The organism is Rhodoferax sp. GW821-FHT02C08, assembly GCF_059421805.1.
Genome location: NZ_JBWKVR010000021.1, coordinates 24008 through 46289 on the forward strand (window position 1 = coordinate 24008; position 22282 = coordinate 46289).

The 22282-nt window shown below is 63.3% G+C and carries 19 protein-coding genes; 9 read left to right on the top strand and 10 right to left on the bottom strand.

The window, feature by feature from the left end; translation table 11 throughout:
* Positions 1-13: 13 nt before the first annotated feature.
* The 6 genes from AC07VY_RS20960 to AC07VY_RS20985 all read right to left on the bottom strand — a co-directional run bounded on the left by AC07VY_RS20960 (position 14) and on the right by AC07VY_RS20985 (position 7035).
* Positions 14-1540, bottom strand: coding sequence for a sugar ABC transporter ATP-binding protein (locus tag AC07VY_RS20960; RefSeq protein WP_495099143.1), 1527 nt, complete (start codon positions 1538-1540; stop codon positions 14-16).
* A 76-nt stretch (positions 1541-1616) separates the two neighbouring features.
* Complete coding sequence (locus AC07VY_RS20965; RefSeq protein WP_116604708.1) at positions 1617-2546, bottom strand: sugar ABC transporter substrate-binding protein; 930 nt, start codon at positions 2544-2546, stop codon at positions 1617-1619.
* Positions 2547-2676: 130 nt separating this feature from the next.
* Positions 2677-3684, bottom strand: coding sequence for an ABC transporter permease (locus AC07VY_RS20970; RefSeq protein ID WP_315232518.1), 1008 nt, complete (start codon positions 3682-3684; stop codon positions 2677-2679).
* Positions 3685-3726: 42 nt separating this feature from the next.
* A complete protein-coding gene (locus tag AC07VY_RS20975) occupies positions 3727-5187 on the bottom strand; it encodes an FGGY-family carbohydrate kinase (protein ID WP_495099144.1) in 1461 nt (486 codons plus the stop codon).
* A gap of 13 nt (positions 5188-5200) precedes the next feature.
* Positions 5201-6163, bottom strand: a complete 963-nt coding sequence (locus AC07VY_RS20980; protein WP_116604710.1) for a transketolase family protein — start codon at positions 6161-6163, stop codon at positions 5201-5203.
* Positions 6160-7035: a transketolase gene (locus AC07VY_RS20985; protein WP_495099145.1), complete on the bottom strand. Its 876-nt coding sequence runs from the start codon at positions 7033-7035 to the stop codon at positions 6160-6162. Before AC07VY_RS20985 ends, AC07VY_RS20980 begins: the two co-directional genes overlap by 4 nt.
* A gap of 285 nt (positions 7036-7320) precedes the next feature.
* Here AC07VY_RS20985 and AC07VY_RS20990 point away from each other — a divergent pair, with 285 nt between their 5' ends.
* Positions 7321-7761 carry a LysE family translocator gene (locus tag AC07VY_RS20990; protein WP_495099146.1) on the top strand — a complete coding sequence of 147 codons (441 nt, stop codon included), beginning with the start codon at positions 7321-7323 and terminating at the stop codon, positions 7759-7761.
* Between the two features lie 219 nt (positions 7762-7980).
* A complete protein-coding gene (locus AC07VY_RS20995; RefSeq protein ID WP_495099147.1) occupies positions 7981-8217 on the top strand; it encodes a LysE family transporter in 237 nt (78 codons plus the stop codon).
* A 56-nt stretch (positions 8218-8273) separates the two neighbouring features.
* On the opposite strand, the gene AC07VY_RS21000 is transcribed toward AC07VY_RS20995, so the two are convergent.
* Positions 8274-9344 carry a LacI family DNA-binding transcriptional regulator gene (locus AC07VY_RS21000; protein ID WP_495099148.1) on the bottom strand — a complete coding sequence of 357 codons (1071 nt, stop codon included), beginning with the start codon at positions 9342-9344 and terminating at the stop codon, positions 8274-8276.
* Positions 9345-9466: 122 nt separating this feature from the next.
* Here AC07VY_RS21000 and AC07VY_RS21005 point away from each other — a divergent pair, with 122 nt between their 5' ends.
* The 6 genes from AC07VY_RS21005 to AC07VY_RS21030 all read left to right on the top strand — a co-directional run bounded on the left by AC07VY_RS21005 (position 9467) and on the right by AC07VY_RS21030 (position 17479).
* Entirely contained in the window at positions 9467-10369 is a 903-nt protein-coding gene (locus AC07VY_RS21005; protein WP_495074766.1) for a carbohydrate ABC transporter permease, read from the top strand.
* Between the two features lie 10 nt (positions 10370-10379).
* Positions 10380-11285, top strand: coding sequence for a carbohydrate ABC transporter permease (locus AC07VY_RS21010; protein ID WP_495099149.1), 906 nt, complete (start codon positions 10380-10382; stop codon positions 11283-11285).
* Between the two features lie 38 nt (positions 11286-11323).
* Positions 11324-12637 (top strand): ABC transporter substrate-binding protein, encoded by a 1314-nt coding sequence (locus AC07VY_RS21015; protein WP_495099150.1) that lies wholly within the window; start codon positions 11324-11326, stop codon positions 12635-12637.
* A 10-nt stretch (positions 12638-12647) separates the two neighbouring features.
* A complete protein-coding gene (locus AC07VY_RS21020) occupies positions 12648-14060 on the top strand; it encodes an alpha-glucosidase/alpha-galactosidase (RefSeq protein WP_495099151.1) in 1413 nt (470 codons plus the stop codon).
* A gap of 14 nt (positions 14061-14074) precedes the next feature.
* A complete protein-coding gene (locus tag AC07VY_RS21025; protein WP_495099152.1) occupies positions 14075-15226 on the top strand; it encodes an ABC transporter ATP-binding protein in 1152 nt (383 codons plus the stop codon).
* 111 nt (positions 15227-15337) lie between these two features.
* Positions 15338-17479 carry an alpha-galactosidase gene (locus AC07VY_RS21030; protein WP_495099153.1) on the top strand — a complete coding sequence of 714 codons (2142 nt, stop codon included), beginning with the start codon at positions 15338-15340 and terminating at the stop codon, positions 17477-17479.
* A gap of 73 nt (positions 17480-17552) precedes the next feature.
* Here AC07VY_RS21030 and AC07VY_RS21035 read toward each other — a convergent pair whose 3' ends face one another.
* Positions 17553-17750, bottom strand: a complete 198-nt coding sequence (locus AC07VY_RS21035) for a YgaP family membrane protein (protein WP_495074772.1) — start codon at positions 17748-17750, stop codon at positions 17553-17555.
* A gap of 1159 nt (positions 17751-18909) precedes the next feature.
* Here AC07VY_RS21035 and AC07VY_RS21040 point away from each other — a divergent pair.
* A complete protein-coding gene (locus AC07VY_RS21040) occupies positions 18910-19536 on the top strand; it encodes a hypothetical protein (RefSeq protein WP_495099154.1) in 627 nt (208 codons plus the stop codon).
* A gap of 664 nt (positions 19537-20200) precedes the next feature.
* Here AC07VY_RS21040 and AC07VY_RS21045 read toward each other — a convergent pair.
* Positions 20201-20884: a DUF3334 family protein gene (locus tag AC07VY_RS21045; RefSeq protein ID WP_495074773.1), complete on the bottom strand. Its 684-nt coding sequence runs from the start codon at positions 20882-20884 to the stop codon at positions 20201-20203.
* A gap of 136 nt (positions 20885-21020) precedes the next feature.
* Positions 21021-22277 carry a CaiB/BaiF CoA transferase family protein gene (locus AC07VY_RS21050; RefSeq protein WP_495099155.1) on the bottom strand — a complete coding sequence of 419 codons (1257 nt, stop codon included), beginning with the start codon at positions 22275-22277 and terminating at the stop codon, positions 21021-21023.
* Positions 22278-22282 lie beyond the last annotated feature (5 nt).

A 22282-nucleotide genomic window follows, 5' to 3' on the forward strand; every position in this document is an offset into this window, starting at 1 on the left:
ATCACTACGGCTCTTAAGAGACCGCCAGCTCCATAACCCGGGAGGGCGTAGCTTCCTCACGCGTCAAGACGCCCTGGTTCTCGCCCCGCGCCAGCACCACCACACGGTGCGCCAGGCCCAACACCTCGTCCAGATCGGAGCTGACCACCACCACGGCCATGCCGGCCCGCGCCAGCTCAGCGATCACCTCGTAGATGGCGGCCCGTGCGCCCACGTCGATACCGCGTGTGGGCTCGTCCAGGATGATGATCTTGGGGTCGTGCGCCACCCATTTGGCGATCACCACCTTTTGCTGGTTGCCGCCCGACATGCTGCTGGCCGGCAACTTGGGCTGGCCCTTCACTCCCAGGTGCTGGATCAGCTTGCGTGCGAACTCTGCGGTGCGTGCGGGTTGCAACCAGCCGCTGGGTGCCACGCGGTCCAGGTTGTTGTACAGCAGGTTGTCCTCGATGCTATGGGGCAGCACCAGGCCCAAGGCCTTGCGGTCGTCGGGTACCAGCACCAGATGGGCACGTATGGCGTCCATCGGGCTGCGCATCACGATGGCCTTGCCGTCGACTTCTATGCTGCCCTGGGCGATGGGGTCTATACCCACCACGGCCCGCATCAGCTCGGTGCGGCCGGCGCCCACGATGCCGGCAAAACCCAGCACCTCACCGGCACGCACTTCAAACGATATGTTCTTGAACCGGCCATTCGGTGCATGCAGATTACGCACCGCCAGCGCCACGGCCGCATCCGGTCCAGGTGCTGGAATGGAAGGAAACAGCCGGTCCACACTGCGCCCCACCATGTCGCGCACCAGCTGCGCGGTAGGTACCTGTGCCGTGGCATGGGTGGCGACCTGCACCCCATCGCGCAACACCAGGATGCGGTCGGCAATGCGCGCAATCTCGGCCAGCCGGTGGCTGACATAAATGAAGGAGACACCTTCTGCCTTCAGGCGATGGATCTGCTCGAACAGGCGGTCCGTTTCCTTGTCGCCCAGCGCAGCCGTGGGCTCATCCAGTATCAGCAGCTTGGCGTTCAAGGTCAGCGCCTTGGCAATCTCCACCTGCTGCTGTGCGGCGACGCTCAGGGTGCCGACTTTTTGGGTAGCGGGTACATCCAAGCCCAGGCGCTGCAATTGCACCTGTGCGCGCTGGACCATACCGTCGCGGTCGATGCGCCCGCCCTTCATGGGCAGGCGACCGACAAAAATATTCTCCGCAATCGTCAACTCGGGCAGCAGGCGCATTTCCTGGTGGATCAGGCCAATGCCCACATGCAGCGCATCCACAGGCGCCTGCGGCGCATAGGCCTGGCCTTGCCAGAACATGCTGCCGCCCGCGTCCGGTTGCACCACCCCGGCAATCACCGACGACAGCGTGGACTTGCCTGCGCCGTTCTCGCCCAGCAAAGCCAGCAACTCGCCGGGCTGCACCTGCAGATGCACCCCGCGCAACACAGTGGTCGGGCCATAGGTTTTGCCGATGTTGCGCAGGACCAGGCCGGTAGAGGTATCGACGGAGGTGTCTACTGAAGACGCAAGGGTGCTCATGGATGTACCAGGGGAAATAAATGCACGGCAGGCGCCAGGCCCCGTCCGAGGACGAGAGCCTGGCGTGCCCGCCTGATTAAGGATGTGCCTTCAGGAACTCTTCCACATTGGCTTGGGTGGTGACCTTGGCGTCGGTAGGTTGGTCCTTGGGCACGGCCTTGCCTGCGATCAGGCTGGTGGCGGCATCCACCGCCATGCGGCCCATGTTGAAGGTCTGCTGCGTGGCCGTGGCATCCAGCGAGCCGCTTTGCACGGCCTTCAGGCCACCCACATCACCGTCAAAACCGACGACCCAGATCTTTTGCGGCAACTTGGCCAGCTTGACCGCTTGCGATGCACCCAGGGCAATGCCGTCAGCCTGGCCCAGGATGACGTTGATGGAAGGGTCGCGTTGCAGCATGTCCTGGGCGATCTTGGCGCCCTCATCGGCCGACCAGCGCTCGGTCCACTGCTCTTGCTTGACCTTCAGGCCGCATTTGTCCAGGCCCTGCTTGAAGCCCTTGGTGCGATCCACTTCCGGCGTTGTGCCGCGCTGGCCGTGGATCATCACCACCGTGCCCTTGCCACCGGTCTTGTCGCAGACCATTTCACCCAGTGCCTTGGTGGCGGCAACCGACTGGCCGTAGATGAAGGTGTCGCCAGGCGCGCCTTCGGCGTTGCGGTCCACGTTGATGACCGGGATGCCCGCAGCGCGCGCGGCCTTCACCGGCACGGTAGCGGCGGTGGCACCGGCGGGGATGTAGATCAGCGCATCGATCTTTTGCGTGATCAGATCCTGGATCTGGTTCACCTGGGTGGTGGCGTCGCCCTTGGCGTCCACGGTGATGACCTTGTAACCCTTTTCCTTGCCGTAGGTTTCGACAGACTGCTTGATCATGTTGAAGAACTCTGCCTGCAGATTGGCCACGGCCAGGCCGATCTTCTTTTCTTGCGCAAAAGCGGCGTTGGATGCGACGAGGGATGCGGCCACACCGGCGGCGATGGCGATTTGCTTGAACTTAAACATGTTTGCTCCTAAATGATGTATTTGTAATTGCGGTCGGTTCCATCACGGCGCCACCAGACCATGCGGCGTCGGCTCAAGGGTTGAAAGGTGTATGAATGGCGTTGGGCGGTAGGTCCTCCTCTGTGCGGCGCTAGCCAATGCGGCGTTTGTTGGAATCCACCGCCACCGCCAGGACAATCACCCCGCCGATGACCACTTGCTGCACGAAGGGCGATACGCCCAGCAGGTTCAAGCCGTTGCGCAGCACCCCGATGGTCAGCACGCCCATCAGCGTGCCCCAGATGGTGCCCACACCGCCGGACAGACTGGCTCCGCCAATCACCACGGCCGCAATCGTGTCCAGCTCGTAACCCAGGCCGCCGCTGGGCTGGGAAGAATCCAGCCGCGTGGACATCACCGCTCCGGCCAGACCGGCCAGCAGGCCGCATACGGTATAGACCGCCAACGTCACCTTGCGCACCGGAATACCGGCCAGCCGCGCCACCTCGGCACTGCCGCCAATCGCATACAGGGACCGCCCGGCGGCGCGGTATTTCATGAAGATGGCAGCCGCGATGGTCAACACGATGAACAGCCCCACCGTGATCGACAGAAAGCCGAAGTAGCGGTTGATCGACATGGCCGAGAACCAGTCGGGGTAGCCCACGATCTGCGAGCCGTCGGTCACCATATTCGCCAGGCCACGGCAGATGGACATGGTGGCCAACGTGGCGATAAAAGCCGGCAGGCGTGCATGGGTGATCAGCAGGCCCGAGCCCAACCCGCAAATCGCGCCCATGCCCAGCGCCGCCAGGATGGCAATCGGCATGGGTATGCCCACCACGTTCGACAGCCAGCCCATCACCATCATCGACAAGGCCAGCACCGAGCCCACCGACAGGTCGATGCCGCCGATCACGATCACCGCCGTCATGCCCAGCGCCATGATGCCCAGCACCGTCAGCTGGTCCAGCACATTCAGCAGGTTACGGAAGGAAAAGAAGGTGTCTGTCGCCAACGACAACGCCACGCACAGCACCAGCAGGCTCAGCTCGGGGCCGTGGTCCACCAGCGTGCGCGCCCAATGGACACGGTGCTGCGGTGCGACGGTCGGGCGGGCCTTGTCAGGGCCGGCCGGGTTAGAAAGATCAATAGCCAAGATGCCTCCGGAAGATGGGCGTGAAATTGTGAAAACCTGGGTTCAGCCGCGCAGCCGTGCACGCGCCACCGCGTGCGACCAGTTATGCCGACTGGCCGCCACCTCGGCCGCGGCCAGGGTGGACGACACATCGTTTTGGGCACGGGCCAGGGCCTTCAAGCCCGCCCAGTCCCACACGCCCGCCTGCAGCCCGGCCAGATGCGCCACGCCCAGGGCCGAGAGCTCGGGATCGGCGCACTGCACCACCGGGCGGGATATATAGCCAGCCAACATGTCCAGCAAACGCGGATTGCGCGAAGGGCCGCCGTCCAGATACAGCTTGCGCATGCCGGGCACGCTCTGGTCCATGGCATCGATCACATCCGCCACCTGGTGCGCAATAGATTCCAACCCGGCCGCCATCAGCGCAGACTTACCGGCGCTCAACGTCAAGCCGCTGACCAGGCCCACGGCCTGCGTATCCCACCAGGGCGCGCCCAGGCCGTTGAAGCCGGGCACCAGGCAGACGCCATTGCTGGCACTGCGGCTGGCCAACTCCACCGCGTCGTCCAGTGGCATCTCGAACAGATCCGCCAGCCAGCGCAACGTGGCGCCAGCGGCGCGGATATTGCCCTCCAGCGCCTGCACCGGGCCCTGGCCGGCGTCCCAGGCAATCGTGAGGCACATACCGGGGTGGTGCGCCACGCCGCTGGGCGCCAGCGCCATCACCGACGAACCGGTGCCCAGCGTGGCCTTGACCTGCCCGGGCTCAAACCCGCCGTGCGCAAACAGGGCCGAATGCGAATCGGCCATGACCGACAACACCGGCACGCCTTCCAGCGCGGGATGCAGTTTGTCCGCGGTGGCAAACACGCCGCGAGACGCATGGACACGCGGTAGCAACTGGCGTGGAATGCCAAACAGCGCCAGCAAATCCGCATCCCAGTCGCCGGTATGCACATTCAGCAGCTGGGTGCGGGATGCATTGCCCACCTCGGTCACAAAGTCCGCGCCCAGGCGTCCCAACAAATAGGCGTCCACCGTGCCGGCGCACCAGTTGCCCGAGCGGGCCTGCTCGCGCTGCGGATCGAACTCGTCCAGCAGCCAGGCCAATTTGAGTGCGGAGAACATCGGGTCCAGCGGCAGGCCGGAGCGCTCGCGCACCATTTTTTCGACAGCATCGGTGCTCAAACGGTCGCGCAGTGCCACCGTGCGCTGGTCTTGCCAGCTCAGCAACGGGGTTACGGCCCGGCCATCGCTGCGCTGCCAGACCAGGGCCGACTCGCGCTGCGTGCTGATGCCCACACCGGCCACCTGCACGCCGGGAACTTGGGCCAGGCAGGCGTGTACCGCCTGCAGCACGCTCTGCCAGATTTCCTCGGCGTCCTGTTCTACCCAGCCGGGCAGCGGCAGGTATTCGGACAAGGGCGCGGTCGCCTTTGCCACCATGCGGCCGGCTGCATCCACCAAGATGCATTTGGTGGCGCTGGTGCCCTGGTCGATCGCCAAAATATGCGCAGCCATATATCAACCTTTATCAGCCTTTGCGTGCAGCCACCAAAGCCCGGGCTTGCGTAGCAATGCCCTCGGCGGTCAGGCCAAAGTGCTGCAGCAGGAAGCTGGTGCTGCCCGTGGGCGCAAAGCCCGGCACGCCCATGATGCGCACCGGCACCGGGTGGTTCTGCACCACCAGCTCGGCTACGGCGCCACCCAGGCCGCCATGCACAATGCCCTCTTCCACCGTCACGATGGCGCCCGTCTCACGGGCGGCACGCAGCACGGCTTCGTTGTCCAGCGGCTTGACCGACGACGCATTGATCACCCGCGCTGTAATGCCTTCGCGGCCGAGTTGTTCTGCGGCTTCTAGCGCGCGCGAGACCATGGTGCCGATGGCGATCAGGGTCACGTCCTTGCCTTCATGCAAGGTCGCGGATTTGCCCAGCACGAAGTCCTGCCCGTCCGGCATCACCGCCGGTACCTTGTAGCGGCCGATGCGCAGAAAGGCCGGGCCGCCCGAAGCGACAAACCAGCGCAGGGCCGCCCGCGTTTCCGCCGGGTCGGCCGGCACGATCACCGGCAGGTCGCCGATAGCACGTATCCAGGCCAAATCTTCGATGGAGTGGTGGGTAGGGCCCAGTTCGCCGTAGGCCATGCCGGGGCTCATGCCGCACAGCGCCACGGGAAAGTTGCTGTACGCCACGTCGGCCTTGATCTGCTCCAGCGCACGGCCGGTCAGGAACGGAGACGCTGCGCATACGAATGGCAGAAAGCCGCCATTGGCCAGGCCAGCGGCCACGCCCACCATGTTCTGCTCGGCAATGCCGACGTTGACCAGACGGTCCGGAAACTCCTTCTTGAAAGCCCCCAGGTTGCTGGAGCCCACCGAGTCGTTGCATACGGCGACGATGCGCTTGTCGGTGCGCGCCAGGGCCGCCAGTTCTTCGGCAAAGGCCACACGGCAATCGAATGTGCCGGCGACGCTGTTGTCTTCTTTACTCATTGATCCAACTCCTGCAAGGCTGCTTCATATTGCGCTGTGCTGGGCACTTTATGGTGCCACTCCACGCCGTTCTCCATGAAAGAGACACCCTTGCCCTTGACGGTGTTGGCGATGACAAAACGCGGTTGTCCGGGGTGCGGCGCGGTCAGGGCGGCCAGCAGCTCGGCATGGTTGTGGCCGTCTACCGTCACCACGTCCCAGCCAAAGGCGCGCCATTTGTCGGCCAGCGGCTCCAGTTCGTTGGTATCGGCCGTGGTTGCGCCCTGCTGCAGTCGGTTGCGGTCCACCACGGCGGTCAGCGAACCCAGGTGGCGGTGGGCGGCGCACATGGCGGCTTCCCAGTTGCTGCCTTCTTGCAGCTCGCCGTCGCCCAAGATGACGTAGGTACGCCAGTCCTGCTTGGAAATTTGTGCAGCCGAGGCGCAGCCCACCGCCACCGGCAGGCCGTGGCCCAGCGGGCCGGTATTGGTTTCGACGCCGGGGATTTTTTGCCGGTTTGGATGGCCATTCAACGGCGACAGATTGGCCATGAAATGCTGCAAACGGTCGGGCGAGAAAAAGCCGCAGGCCGCCAGCGTGGAATACAAAGCCGCCGCGCAGTGGCCCTTGCTCAGGATGAAGCGGTCGCGCTCAGCCCACTGGGGCAGTGCCGGGGCGATGCGCAGCACGGCCTCGAACAAGGTGGTCAGCACATCGGTCACCGAGAAGTCACCGCCGATATGGCCCAGGCCGGCGCCATGGATCATGTGCAGTACCTGGCGGCGCGTGGCGCGACTGGCCTCGGCCAGCAAAAGTGCCTGCTGCGCGGGCGAAGCCGCCGCCGCAAAGCGCGCACGCCGAGCCTGCCAGGCTTCAAGAGAAGAATGGTCCACGACAAGCGCTTGCGCAGGACCCTGGTTTGACTGTTCTTGCATATTTATTCATGTGTGAATTTATAGTTTTAATTGTAGAAAGGATTTGGAATGCAGGTATCAGGGTTTTCACCGGGAAGCCGGCAGATCACGACAATCCAGCATCCCAACCAGGCGCATGCGGCACTACAGTGGCAACTCTGCAAACTTGTCTTCCCACCCTGAACGCTATGCAATCTGTAGCTGCTAGCGCAGTTACTATCTGCGCTAGCAGCCCATTTGACTCACAACCCGAGAGGTCTAGCAATGGATACGTTCACCACCCTGGCCAGCATCCTGGCCGTGCTGTTCATAGGCGTAATCAGCCCCGGCCCCAGCTTTGTGCTGGTGGCCCGCACGGCGATTGGCAACTCGCGCGCAGCCGGCGTGGCGTCGGCGCTGGGCATGGCGGCTGGGGCCTGTGTGCTGTGCATCGTGGCGCTGCTGGGGCTGCACGCGGTGCTGCAGCAGGTGCCATTGGCCTATTGGGGTTTGAAGCTGGCGGGCGGCATCTATCTGCTGTACCTGGCCTACAAGATCTGGCAAGGCGCCAAGACGCCGCTGGTGCTTGCCGATGGTGCGCCACCCAGCGCTGCGGGCTGGTTGCGGCACTTTGTGATTGGCGCCGGCACCATGGTCAGCAACCCTAAGAACGTGTTTGCGATCTATTTGGGGCCACGCAGCTGCCTTTTCGGGAGGGGCTGGTAGGCGCGGCTCTTGCCAATAGCCCCGCTATTGGCAAGAGTCGCAACGCCCCAGACTGCCCGAAAAGGCAGCTGCCCTGCGGGTTGGGGAGAAATCGGGCGATTTGTCCGCCATCACCCTTGCATGGGCGGGGAGCCCATGCTGCAGGCGCTGACAGCCAACTCATCCCGATTGCTCCCCAACGCGGCCTCAAATAGATCGCAAACACGTTCTAGGGCTGCGGTGGTCTACGGCGTTATCTTCGCGGCCCTGCTGCCGGCGACGCCCTCCGCAGCGCTGAGCCTGGCGCTGCCGCCCAGCGTGTTCGTGCTGGAAGGCTGCTGGTATGTGCTGGTGGCTCTGGCCCTGTCGTCGACACGGCCAAGGCAAACCTATCTACAGGCCAAGACGGCCATAGACCGGGCCACAGGCGCAGTGCTGGGCCTGCTGGGGATCAAGCTGCTGCTGTCATCGCGTTAAAGCCGGTTGCTATTAAATAAATAGCTGCCTGCGCACGATCTATCTGCGCGAGCAGCCTATTTTCTTTGAGAATCGGCTAAGCCAGCGCCGCAGGACTCACGCACCACCAGCGGCATCAGCGCGTCGGGCACGATGGTGCGTACCGGGGTTTCATTGCGCAGCAGGGCCACCAGCATGGCCATGGCGTCACGGCCCAGGCCCATGGTGTCGGTGCGCACCGTGGTCAGCGGAGGGCTGGCAAATTCAGCCATGGGAATATCGTCGTAGCCCACGACGGCCACATCCTGCGGTACACGCAGGCCGGCCTCTTTCAGCGCGCGGATGGCGCCAAAGGCAATGGTGTCGTTGCCCGCGAACAGCGCGGTAAACGGTGCCTTGCGCGCCAGCAGCTCCTGCGTGGCGCGGTAGCCGCTGGCGGCGCTGATGTCGGCATAGGCCACCCAGGCCGGGTCTATCGCAAAACCGTGATCGGCCATGGCTTCGCGCCAGCCGCGCTCGCGCTCGTTCACCGCCAGGTATTCGGGTTGGGCGAAGTTGACGAAGGCAATGCGGCTATGGCCCAGGCCGATCAAATGGTTGACCGCCATCTTGGACGACAAAGAGGTGTCGTTGCCGGTGGTGTGGAAGCGGTCCATATCGGGCAGACCCGCGCCAAACACCACCATGGGAATGCCGGCCTCCAGCACGCGCTCCAGGTACTCGCGCCCCGGCATGCTGGGGTTGACCACGATCAGGCCGTCGATGCGGCGGCTGCGCACCAGGTCCACAAAGGCACCGGGTTCGCGTCCCTCGTCGTCGCTGGACTCGATCAGCATCTTCAGGCCGTAGCGGTGGCATTCCTGGTTGATGCTGGCCACCAGCTGCGCCAAAAACACGTCTACATACAGATGCGCGGCCTTGGGGATGACCAGGGCCACGGTGCCGGTGGTGCCGCCGGCCAGGGTGCGCGCGGCGGCATTCGGCTCGTAGCCGATGTCGCGGGCGGCGGCCAGCACTTTTTCGCGCGTGGCTTCGCTGATGCCCTGGTCGCGCACATTGTTCAGCACGAAGGACACGGTGGTGCGTGAGACGCCAGCTCGGCGTGCAACCTCGCTGCTGGTGGGGGGGGATTTCAAGGATCTGGACATGTCGCCCTATCGTATCCGAAACCCTTTATTTCGCGTTTTCCCTAGTACTAACGCGTGTTAATTAAACTACTATCAGCTTACTAACTCGCGTTAGCATAAGCGTTAGATACACAGGAGACACGATGCAAGCCACCTCACCGCATGCGCTCAGCCCCACCCGGCGCACCGAGACGCTGACAGCCTGGGCACTGGTGCTACCCGCCTTCATCGGCTTCGCTCTGTTCTATGCCTGGCCCACGCTGCGTGCCATTGGTATCAGCTTCACCGACTGGAACATGCTGCGCGCGCCCAAGTTCATCGGGCTGGACAACTACGCCCGCATGCTGGACGACGGCAAGTTTTGGCAGGGCATGAAGCTGTCTGCCATCTACGTGGTGTTGAACATTCCGCTGCAGGTGGTGCTGGGCCTGTTTCTGGCGGTGTCCATGGACCGGCTGACCAAGTCGCTGTTCGTCAAGTCCATCGTGCTGCTGCCCTATCTGCTGTCCAACGTGCTGGTGGCGCTGATGTGGTTCTGGATGCTGGACCCGCTGCTGGGCGTGGTGGATGCGCTGATCATGCAGATTGGCTTTGAGCGCCAGCCGTTTTTTGGCGGGCCGGACCAGGCCCTGTTCACGGTGGCGGCGGTGAACATCTGGCGCCACATGGGCCTGGTGTCCATGCTGTTCCTGGCCGGACTGCAGAACATTCCGCGCAACCTGTATGAAGCCGCCGCGCTGGAGGGCGCCAGCGAGTGGCAGATGTTCTGGCGCATCACCCTGCCGCTGCTGCGCCCGGTGATGGTGTTTGTGCTGGTGACCAGCGTGACCGGCTCGTTCCAGATATTCGACACCATCGCCGTGACCACCGCCGGCGGCCCGCTGGACTCCACCCGGGTGATCGTCTACTACATCGTGCAGAACGCCTTCAGCTTCTACAAGATGGGCTACGCCTCGGCCATGTCAATGACGCTGGCCGCCGTCATGCTGCTCTACACCGTGGTGCAGATGCGCGTCATGCGGGCCTCCCAAAACGATTTGGCTTGAAAGGCACGTCATGAACACACCTAGCTCTTCCGCCCACCAACCGGGCATCGCCTGGGGCCGCATCGCCGCCTGGGCCATGCTGATCCTGATGCTGGTCATCACGCTGATGCCGCTGTGGATGGCCGTCAAGACGGCCTTGATGCACCCCGCCGATCTGTACACCGAATCCACCCAACTGCTGCCTAACAAGCCCACGCTGGCCAACTTCAAGCGCGTGCTGGGCATGATGACGCAGGAAGAAAGCCAGGCCCTGGGCGGCTCGGGCGCCGAGATCAACCTCGCCCGCTCGCTGGGCAACTCGCTGCTGTTCACCGGCATCATTGTGGTGATGCAGGTGACGTTTGCCGCCATGGCCGCCTATGCATTTGCGCGGCTGCGCTTTCCGGGGCGCAATGTGGTGTTTGGCATGTTCGTCGGATCGATGATGGTGCCCGGCGTGGTCACCATGATCCCCAACTTCATCTTGATCAAGGACCTGGGCCTGCTCAACACCATGGCCGGCATGGTGGCGCCGTTCTGCCTGATGCAGGGCTTCTCGATCTTCTTCCTGCGCCAGTTCTTCCTGTCGATACCGCGGGATCTGGAAGAGGCCGCGCTGCTCGACGGCGCCACCCCGCTCTACATCTTCACCCGCGTGGTGCTGCCGCTGAGCATCACGCCGCTGGCCACCATCGCCATGCTGACCGGCATCAATATGTGGAACGAATTCTTCTGGCCCTTCCTGGTGGCCAAGGAAGAAGCGCTGCAAGTGCTGCCGGTCGCCTTGCAGTCCTTCAAGTCGCAAACCCCGCAAGGCCAGCCCGACTGGACCGGCCTGATGGCCGCCACCGCCATCACCGTACTGCCAACGATTGTGCTGCTCGTCACCCTGGGCCGCCAGGTGGTGGAGTCGGTGCAGTTCTCAGGCGGCAAATGATTTCCCGCAACCAAAACCAACCCTAACGGAGACAACCGATGAACTTCAAACTTTCCACCCTGGCCACAGTGAGCACTCTTGCCGCTCTGGCCGCAGGCACAGCCGGCGCCGCCGAAGTCAAATACATGCTGTGGGACGCCAATCAGCTACCCGCCTACAAGCAGTGCGCTGCCGACTTCACCAAGGCCAACCCCGGCACCACCATCAAGATCACCCAGTCCGGCTGGGACGACTACTGGAGCGCGATCTCCACCGGCATGGTCTCGGGCACCGCGCCCGACGTGTTCACCGACCACCTGGCCAAATACCCCGAGTTCGCCAAGAACGACCAGCTGGTGGACCTGACCCCGCTGATCCAGCGTGACAAGGTAGACCCCGCCAGCTACTCCGCCGGCCTGTACGACATCTGGGGCCGCAACGGCAAGCAACTGGGCCTGCCCAAAGACTGGGACACGATTGGCTTCATCGTCAACATGGACATGGCCAAGAAGGCCGGCGTCACGCTGGCCGACCTGCAGAACATGAGCTGGAACCCCAAGGACGGTGGCAGCTTTGAACAAGTGGTGCGCAAGCTCACGCTGGACGCAGCGGGCAACAACGCCACCTCGCCCAAGTTCGACAAGAAAACCGTCACCACCTACGGCTACCAGACACCCGGCACCACCAGCATGATGGGCCAGACCGAATGGAGCCACTTCGCCGTGTCCAACGGCTTCAAGTTCCAGGACAAGCCCTGGGACCCGAAGTTCTACTACGACGACCCCAAGCTGGCAGAAACCATGACCTACCTGGCGGGTCTGCCAGCCAAGGGCGTTTCGGCCAGCTTTGAGAACACCAAGTCCCTGGGCTCGGACGCGATGTTCGTCGCCAAGAAGGTCGCCATCGTGCCCCAGGGCTCCTGGATGATTACCTACTTCAAGGACAACGCCAAGTTCGACTACGCCTGGGTACCGCTGCCCACCGGCCCCATAGGCAGCCGCGCCACCATGTTCAACGGCCTGGCCGACTCCATCTGGGCCGGCAGCAAGGTCAAGGAAGAAGCCTGGAAGTGGGTCAAGTACCTGGGCTCGGCCAGCTGCCAGAGCGTGGTCGCCGGCTACGGCGTGGTGTTCCCAGCCGTGAAGGGCGAGGCCGAGCACGCAATCGCGGCGCAGAAAGCCAAGGGCGTGGATTCATCCGCCTTCATCACCATGTCCAAGTCCAAGACCTTCCTGGCGCCGATTGCCGACAACGGCAATGAAGTCAACGAAATCATGAAGTCCGCACTGGAGGCGGTGATGGCCGGCAAGTCCGATGCCAGCAGCGCACTCAAAGCCGCCAACACCAAAGTCAACCAACTCCTGAAGAACTAAAGGACCGTCCATGGCACGCAATCTCAAAATCACCCTCATCGGTGCCGGCAGCATCGTCTTCACCCGCAATCTGCTAGGCGACATCCTCTCCTACCCGGAGCTGGCGGGCTGCGAGATTGCGCTGCACGACATCGACGAGCACCGCCTGCAGCTGGCCGAAGGCGTGGCCCGCCGCGTGGCCGCCGCCCTGGGCGTGGTGCCCACCATCAGCGCCAGCACCGACCGGCGCCGTGCGCTGGCCGGCGCCAGTTTCATCATCAGCACCATCCAGGTCGGCGGCTACAAGCCGGCTACCGTGACCGACTTCGAGATCCCGAAGAAGTTTGGCCTGGAGCAGACCATTGGCGACACCCTGGGCATAGGCGGCATCATGCGCGGCCTGCGGACCATCCCCGTGCAGCTGGCCATGCTGAAAGACATGGAGGACGTGTGCGCCCCCGGCGCCGTGCACCTCAACTACGTGAACCCCATGGCGATGATCACCTGGGCGCTGAACGCGGCCAGCACCCGCATCCCCACCGTGGGCCTGTGCCACAGCGTGCAACACACCGCCGAAGAGCTGGCCCGCGACCTGAACATCCCGGCCGAAGAAATCCGCTACCAGTGCGCCGGCATCAACCACATGTCGTTCTACCTGCGCTTCGAACACCAGGGCGAAGACCTGTACCCGCGCCTGCGCCAGATCCACGCCGAAGGCCGCGAACCCGCATGGAACCGCGTGCGCTACGAAATGCTGCACCAGTTGGGCCACTTCCCCACCGAGTCGAGCGAGCACTTTGCCGAGTACGTGCCCTGGTTCATCAAGAAGGACCGCGCAGAGCTGCTGGAGAAGTTCAACATCCCGCTGGACGAATACCCCGGCCGCTGCGAAATCTTTGAACACGCCTGGCCCTACATCGAACGCGAACTGGCCACCCCCGGCTCGCAAGACCCGCAGGCCCTGCTGGCCCAGCTGCAGGCGGCCAACATCCATGTCATGCCGCGCTCGGTGAACGACGCAGCCCAGTTGCTGGAAGGCCTGAACACCGTCACCCGCTCGGTGGAATACGGCAGCTCCATCATCCATTCCATGGTGACCGACACACCCTGCGTCATCAACGGCAATGTGATCAACAACAACCTGATCGACAACCTGCCCCAAGGCTGCGCCGTCGAAGTGCCCTGCCTGGTGGACGCCAACGGCGTGCAGCCCACCCGCATCGGCAAGCTGCCCGTACAGCTGGGTGCGCTGATGCGCACCAACGTGAATGTGCAGGAGCTGGTGGTGGCCAGCGTGCTGGAACAAAACCGCGAGCACGTCTACCACGCAGCCATGCTGGACCCGCACACCGCCGCCGTGCTCGATCTGTCGCAAATCCGCGCCATGGTGGATGAGCTGCTGGTCGCACACCGCAGCTTCCTGCCTGAATACCTGCACGCCTGAAGAGAACCCGCACCATGGCCAGCATCGAACTCCAAGCCGTCAACAAAAACTATCTGAACGATGTGGCGGTCATCCGCAATGTCGATCTGCATGTCAAACAGGGCGAATTCTGCGTCTTCGTCGGCCCGTCGGGCTGCGGCAAATCCACCCTGCTGCGCATGCTGGCCGGGCTGGAAGACATCACCAGCGGCAGCCTGCTGATCGACGGCCAACGCATGAACGACACGCCCCCGGCCAAGCGCGGCGTGGCCATGGTGTTCCAGAGCTACGCACTGTTCCCCCACCTCACGGTGTATGAAAACCTGGCCTTTGGCATGACCCTGGCCCGCATGGACAAAAAGCTGGTTCGCACCAAGGTGACGGAAGCCGCCAAGGTGCTGCAACTGGACCACCTGCTGGACCGCAAGCCCAAGGCCTTGTCCGGCGGCCAGCGCCAGCGCGTAGCGATTGGCCGCGCCATCGTGCGAGAACCCGGCGTGTTTTTGTTCGACGAACCCCTGTCCAATCTGGACGCCGCGCTGCGCGTGCAGACCCGCTTTGAGATCGCCAAGATCCACCGCGACTTCGGTCGCGCCGCCACCGTCTACGTAACCCACGACCAGGTCGAAGCCATGACCCTGGCCGACCGCATCCTGCTGCTCAACGCCGGCCCCGCCGTGCTATCTGAGGGCAGCGTGGCCCAGTGCGGCAGCCCGCTAGAGCTGTACCACCGCCCGCGCAATATGTTCGTGGCCGGCTTCATCGGTTCGCCCAAGATGAACTTCCTGCCCGGAGAGCTGGTCAGCGGCAGCGCGGCCCTGGCCACCGTGCGCCTGCAGACCGGCGAAACCGTGGACGCCATGGTGGACGCCAGCGCGCTCAAACCTGGCCAACCGGTGGTCGTGGGCATACGCCCCGAGCATGCCCAGCTAGGCACCGCCACCCAGCACGTGGTGCGCCAGGTGCAGTGGCAGGAGCGCCTGGGCGAATCCACCTACCTGTTCCTGGACAACGGCTCCATCAACGCACCGGTGATCGTCAAAGCCCCCGGCCAGGCCCATGCCGACGCCGGTCAGCGCGTAGCCGTATCCCTGCCCGCCGCCGCGCTGCACGTGTTCGATGGAACGGGCCATGCGTTGGAGCGGCGCATCCCGATTTCCGATATGCAGATTCCGCACGCAGCCTGAAGGACTACAGAACCACCCGGCCCTCCACCACCGTTCGGGCTGAGCCTGTCGAAGCCCTTCGACAAGCTCAGGGCGAACGGGACATTTACCGCCACGCATCCCTTCACCCCCATGACCGATTTCCTCACCCTGCACAGCCGCAACAGCACGCTGGTCCTCGAATGCCCCACCAACGAGGCCCCCCTGTGGCGTTACTGGGGCCCGCGTTTGCCGGACAGCAGCACGCCCGGCGCGGCGCTGCGCAGCACCCGGCCCCTGCCCTCCTTCATGCTGGACTTTGACCAGCCGCTGACCCTGGTGCCCACCTTCGGCGTGGGCTGGTTCGGCCAAAGCGCGCTGCTGGCCCACCGCGCCGGCCAGGACTTCGCCCAGGCCATTACCCGCTGCGAAGTGGAATGGACCACACCCGGCTGCGCCGCCGTGTTGCACCTGTTCGACGACGTGGCCCGCTTCCGCATGGACGTAGCCCTGGCGCTGGACCCGGCCAGTGATGTACTGACCGTGCACACCACCCTGACCAACCTGGGCGACACAGCGCTGGACGTGCAATGGCTGGCCGCCGGCACCCTGCCCCTGCCCGGCCACGCGAACGCCGTGCGCTCCTACGCAGGCCAGCACAACCATGAATTCCTGCTGCAGACCGACACCCTCAGCCGCAGCCTGTGGCGCAAGGAAAACCGCCGCGGCCGCACCTCGCACGACTGCTTCCCCGGCGCCGTGGTCACCACGCCCGGCAGCACCGACCACGACGGCCTGGTGTACGGCGCCCACCTGGCTTGGTCGGGCAACCACCAGCAAACCATCGAGTGGCTGCACGACGGCCAATACCAATGGCAAATGGGCGAATGGCTGGCCCCTGGCGAAGGCCTACTGCCCCCGGGTCAGAGCCTGCGTACGCCCGACATGGTGGCCAGTTGCTCCACCCAAGGCCTGAACGGCCTGGCCGCCAACTTCCACGCCGCCCTGCGCGCGCGCATGGCCTGGCCCGGCGGCGCAATGCGGCCGCGCCCGGTGCACCTGAACACCTGGGAGGCTTTCTACTTCGACCTGGTGCCCACCGACGTGATGGCCCTGGCCGATGCCGCCGCCAGTGTGGGCGTGGAGCGCTTTGTGCTGGACGACGGCTGGTTCCACCGCCGCCACCACGACCGCGCAGGCCTGGGCGACTGGTGGCCCGACCAGGACAAGTTCCCCCAGGGCCTGGGCCCGCTGGTGCAGCACGTGAACAGCCTGGGCATGGAGTTCGGCCTGTGGGTCGAGCCCGAAATGCTCAACCCCGACAGCGATCTGCACCGCACCCACCCCGACTGGGCGCTGCAGATCGCCGGCCGCCCACTGATCACCTCGCGCAACCAGCTAGTGCTGGACATCTCCCGCCCAGAGGTTGCCGACTACCTGTTTGGCAAGATAGCCACCCTGCTGGCCGCCCACCCCATCCGCTACCTCAAGTGGGACCTGAACCGCGACCTGACCACCGCCGCCCTGGCCGGTGGCCTGGGCGGCCCCGGCTACCGCGCCCAGGTGCTGGCCGTCTACGCCCTGCTGGCGCGGTTGCGCAGCGCCCACCCCGAGGTGGAGATCGAAAGCTGCTCAGGTGGTGGCGGCCGCATCGACTTTGGCGTGCTGCAACACACCCACCGCGTGTGGGCCAGCGACTGCATAGACGCCATGTCACGGGTGCAGATCCAGCAAGGCTTTGGTCAGTTCTTCCCACCGGAGATCCTGGGTTCGCACATCGGCACCGCACCTGCCCACACCACCGGCCGCAGCCAGTCCCTGGCCTTCCGCGCAGCCGTGGCAATGACCGGCCACCTGGGCGTGGAGCTGGATGTACGGCATCTAGATGAATCGACCCGCAGCGCACTTAGCACCTGGATAGCGCGCTATAAAAATTGGAGGCACCAGCTGCACCACGGCCGCGTCTGGCGCGGCGAAGGCGCCGACAGCCTGGTCTGGCAAGCGCATGGCGATAGCGACGACCTGCTGCTCTTCGTCTACCGCTGCCAGCCCACCAGCCACCGCTACACGCCCCCGCTGCGCCTGCCCATGCTGGACCCGCAGGCCCGCTACCAGGTGGAGCAGCTGGTACCCATCGAAGGCGACGGCGCCGTCCAGTCCCCCGCGCCCTTCTTCGACCAGCTACAGGCCGGCGGCGTGGAGCTGCACGGCGCCTGGCTGACCCAGGCCGGCCTGCCCATGCCGCGCACCACGGCGGAGACCTGTTTTATCGTGCGGCTGCGGCGGGTGGGCTGAGCGCATATTTCTATCCAAACAGGCTTCTAGCGCAGGCAATACCTGCGCTAGAAGCTACGTTTTATATAGCAGATCAACCCTTGCTCTTCACCGCGCAGGTATTCCACCCAAACAGCGCATAAGGCGGGCACCAGCCCACCAGCCCGGTTGCCAGCGGCAGCAAGCCCAGCCAGCCCCAAGCCCCCACCGTGCCCGTAGCAGCCAAAGCCACCAGCCCGGCCCCCACGGCGATACGGAGAATGCGGTCTATGCCGCCGACATTGGTTTGCATGGTCATTCCTTGAAAGCTTAGATGCCCCATTGAACGCCGATTGGCGCACCAAGGCTCTGACCCAGATCAAGTTCAGGCTTCGATACGCCAGGCCATGGATTCAAAAGACGATAAATCCTAAATTGATAGCATGCTGCGCAGGTAATTCGTGCGCTAGCGAGTGATTTGGCTTGAACCTTTGGATTTACTTGATACTGCCAGCATCCCCAGCCGGGAAGTGCGCCCGGCGGCGCAGTCACCTTTCTTTGCGTCGCCAAAGAAACGTAACCCAAAGAAAGGCGAGCCGAAGTCGTCGCCCCCTTCGCTGCGCTCCGGGTACGCTGCGTTGCTCGGTCTGGTCGGGGTCCCGCTCGAACTCGCCGACGCCACACGGCGTGGGAGCGGACAGCCAAACAGCCAGATACCAACAGCCAACACCCAGCCCGGCGCAGCCGGTCTGCAACTACCTCGCGCCCTAGGCGCGATGTGGCGCACAGCGCCACCGATCCCGATCCCCGGGGTCCCCCTCTTTATGCGCCGAGGAGCACAGCTTTGGGCGGATCAGGGCTGGCGTTGTTTGAGCGAAGCGAGTTTAGCCAGACCCCGCCCAAAGCGAGCACCGCAGGTTTCCCAGTGCGATAGCGACGGGGCGCAGACAGTGGGGGTGCCTTTCTTTTGGTGCCTTTTGGTGTTCGCGTAACTTTGCTGCGCAAAGTGAGCGAACCCCGCGTGCACAGCACGCCTTTTGCGCAAAAGAAAACCCGCTTTGCGGGTTTCTATAAAAGGTACTCGCCCGCCGGGGCGAACTCCCGGCCAGGGATCCCATAGACGTCAGGCGCCATTCGCCCCCCCCAATCACAGATAGACCTTCAAATAAAAACTAGTTCCAACGCAAATTCAACCTGCGCAAGCAGCTATGAAAAATAGAGCACTTATTGGCTCCACCTTTTTGAGGTGAAGATGCCTGCGGGTAGGAAACCGATCAGTTACGCCGGGCTATAGTGGTTCATCGCTCAGCGTGCGGTGTTTGTCAGAACTTTTATACCTGTATAAAAAACGAGAACACCCCACGAAAAGCCAGTCTGCAAGCCACTTTCACGAGATTTTTATGACCAATTTAGACCGCATTGGCCTTTTTATCCCGCAGGTTTTGCGGTCTACATTTCGTTAGGCATCACAAATGCTGCGTCCGCTTGTCAGCCTAATCGCTTGCTTCTTATGCATGGCCCAGATGCAGCGCGCATCTGCAGCGGAACGCATCGTTGTCTTTTATCTCAATGAGCATTACCTTTCTGTAACGAGACTAGACCGCCTTCCGAATTTGACCCCAGGCCTCAAGGCACTCCTCGCGCTCTACACCCTCGAGAACGGCGCAGGTTGCGAGGGAAAAGACGAGAATAACCGCGTCAGATGCGATCTGACAGAGAAGCTTGGCCTTGGATCGAATTGCTCTGACGCTCACATCCAACTCGTCCGTTCCTGGTTCGATTCCACGCCGAACCTCACTTCAAGATGGAGCGCAGGCTGGAACGCGAAGACAAAAGCCCCTGGAGCGCTTGAGAACCTTTGCTACGGTCAGCCTGACACTGCCAGTTGGCACAACATATGGGAGGTCATCAAACTCAAATCGACTAGTGACACCGTGGAAGTCGAAGCCATACTGAGTTGGGGATCGCAATACGGGCATGGCCGCGTACGCTACAGAAACAGCTACAAGATTGGTTCGCAAACGATTGTCCAAACAGCCTCTCAAGTTACTGAGCTGAGTCGTAGCGAGGAATCAATCTTTGGGAGCGGCAACCAGTGATGCCTACCCTTTAATCGAGAGGACATGCCCCGGCAAGCCAGGTCACGCCTCTCATCTCAAACTTTGAATCGCAATGAAAAATTTGGCACTGCTGCTAATGATGATGATCTCGCTGCCCGCGTCGGCAGACGCCTTCTAAGTACTTGTTGGCTACGTTTGCGACCAGAGGGCCGACGAGCTACACATCACCTACGACGGCGCAGACAACGAAGCAGGAGAAGCAATGATGGCAAGTCGAACGGCAACTCAATGGGACCCGTGGCAGCTGACCATAGCTAAGGACGATGACCACATTGGCTCAATCAAGAAAGTCCATTCCAAGTGCCACTTGTCAAACGGAACCTATGAAATCGAAATTGCACCTTCTCCAGGAAATTGCAAGGGCGTTGCGGCGCTTGGATGACGGCTGGGGCCAAAATCACCAAGGACAAGAAAGTGGTCTATTCCATTGGCCGATTTGCCAACGACTGCATTGACATGGATTCGCCAATAGTGACTCGCGTGTTTATTGGCCCCAAGAGAACTGAACCGGTGGAGACTTCAGTAAGCTTCGATGAGTTTTACAAGTAGCTCGTTGCAGTTCAATCCATCGCTCCAGCGCACATAAACCCTGCACAAGCAGCTACTCTTTCAATAGCAAGGCCCACGCCGTGGGCCGTGCCGTTTACATCCCCAGCGACTTCAGCAAATCGTCCGTATCGCTGTTGGCCGCAGGTGCGGGCGCGGCCGGTGTGTGGTCGAAGGACTGGTCCATCAGCGCGGTGGGGTCAGGTGCGTCGGGCACGTCGAAGTCGCGGATCTTGATGAACTCGGTGCGGTCTACCGCCAGCTCCAGGTAGAAGATGTTGTTCTTGGCGGTGTAGAAGGTGACGCGGCGGGCCTCGGGCTTGTCGAGGTTGGCGTCCACGCTCATGATGACCTGCTTGTTCAGCACCAGCATCTTGGGCTGGTTCTGGGTGATCTGGGTTTGCAGCTCGCGGTGCACCTTGCCGGTGAAGTCGCCCACCACCTGGTTCATCAGCTCGCCCATCACGTTGCTGACCTCGTCCGAGGTAAAGGACGTGACCAGGTCTTCGCGCGACATGCCCATGTTCAGCAGATAGCTCTCGTACAGCTCCATCGCCGCCTGGGCTGTGAAGTTGATGATCACCAGGCCGGAGAAGCCGCCATCGAACAGCACGAAGCAGCCGATGTCGGGTTTGAGGCAGGTTTTGCTGATGCGCTGCACCATGCCGGAAAAGTGGATCGTGCTGTGGGTGGCCACGTTCAACACCCGGGTGACGGAGTTGCACAGGCTCAGCAGCAGGTCTTCGGTGCCGAATATGACGGCGGGCTCTTGTTTGCTCATGGTTTTTATGGTCCTGCAGTTGCAAAGCGATAGTGCGGCAAGCATAGGCCATGTAAGCGCCTGCTTACGATTAATTTAGCCCGTAAATAGCGCGTAAAACGCGGCTACGCACCATCCTCCGCCGCGCAACAGCAACCTACACCACCCCTGCCGCATGCAACGCGGCAATGGCCGCCGCGTCCAGGCCCAGCCCTGCCAGCACCTCGTCAGTATGTTCGCCCAAGAACGGCGGCGGGCGATGCAGCACCGGCGGCGTAGCTGTCAGGCGCAACGGACTGGCCACACTTGCTATTGATTCAATAGCTGCTGGCGCAGACACTACCTGCGCTACAGGCTGATTTAGCCTCAAGCCCCGGGCCTGCACCTGGGGGTCGGCAAAGGCCTGGGCGATGTCGTTGATGGGGCCGCAGGGCACGGCCTTGTCTTTCAGCAGCGCGATCCAGTCGGCGGTGCTGCGCGTGCGGGTGACGGCCTCCAGCAGCGGAATCAGCTCGGCGCGGTGGTTCACACGCAGGGTGTTGGTGGCAAAGCGTGGGTCGGTGGACCAGGCGCTGTGCCCGGCAGCGGTGCAGAAGCGGGCGAACTGGCCGTCGTTGCCCACGGCCAGCAGCATGGCGCCGTCTGCGGTGGGGAAGTCCTGGTACGGCACCAGGCTGGGATGGCTGTTGCCCTGGCGCTGCGGCACCTTGCCGGTATTGACGAAGCCGGCCGCCTGGTTGGCCAGAATGGCCATGCCCACGTCCAGCAAGGCCATGTCGATGTGCTGGCCCTGGCCGCTGCGATGCCGCGCCTGCAAGGCCGCCAGAATGGCGCTACAGGCATAGACGCCGGTGAACACGTCGATCACCGCCACGCCCACCTTTTGCGCACCGCCACCGGGCGCGCCGTCAGGCCGGCCGGTGATGGACATCATGCCGCTCAGGGCCTGCACCATCAGGTCGTAGCCTGCGCGCTCCGCGTACGGCCCGGTCTGGCCGAAGCCGGTGACCGAGCAGTAAATCAGGCCGGGGTTGACGGCCTGCAGGCTGGCGTAGTCCAGCCCGTACTGGGCCAGGCCGCCGACCTTGAAGTTCTCTACCAACACATCGCTTTGCGCGGCCATCTGGCTGATCAGCGCCTGGCCCGCGGGTTGCGCCATGTCGATGGTGATGGAGCGCTTATTGCGGTTGCAGGCGGTGAAATAGGTGGCCTGGTCGGTGTCATGGCCGTCGGCGTCCTGCAGGAACGGTGGGCCCCAGTGGCGGGTGTCGTCACCCACCACGGGCCGCTCCACCTTGACCACATCGGCGCCCAGGTCGGCCAGCATCTGGGTGCACCAGGGGCCGGCCAGCACGCGGGACAGGTCCAGCACCTTCAGGCCGGCCAATGCGCCAGAGGGGGATTCAGTGGTCATGGTCG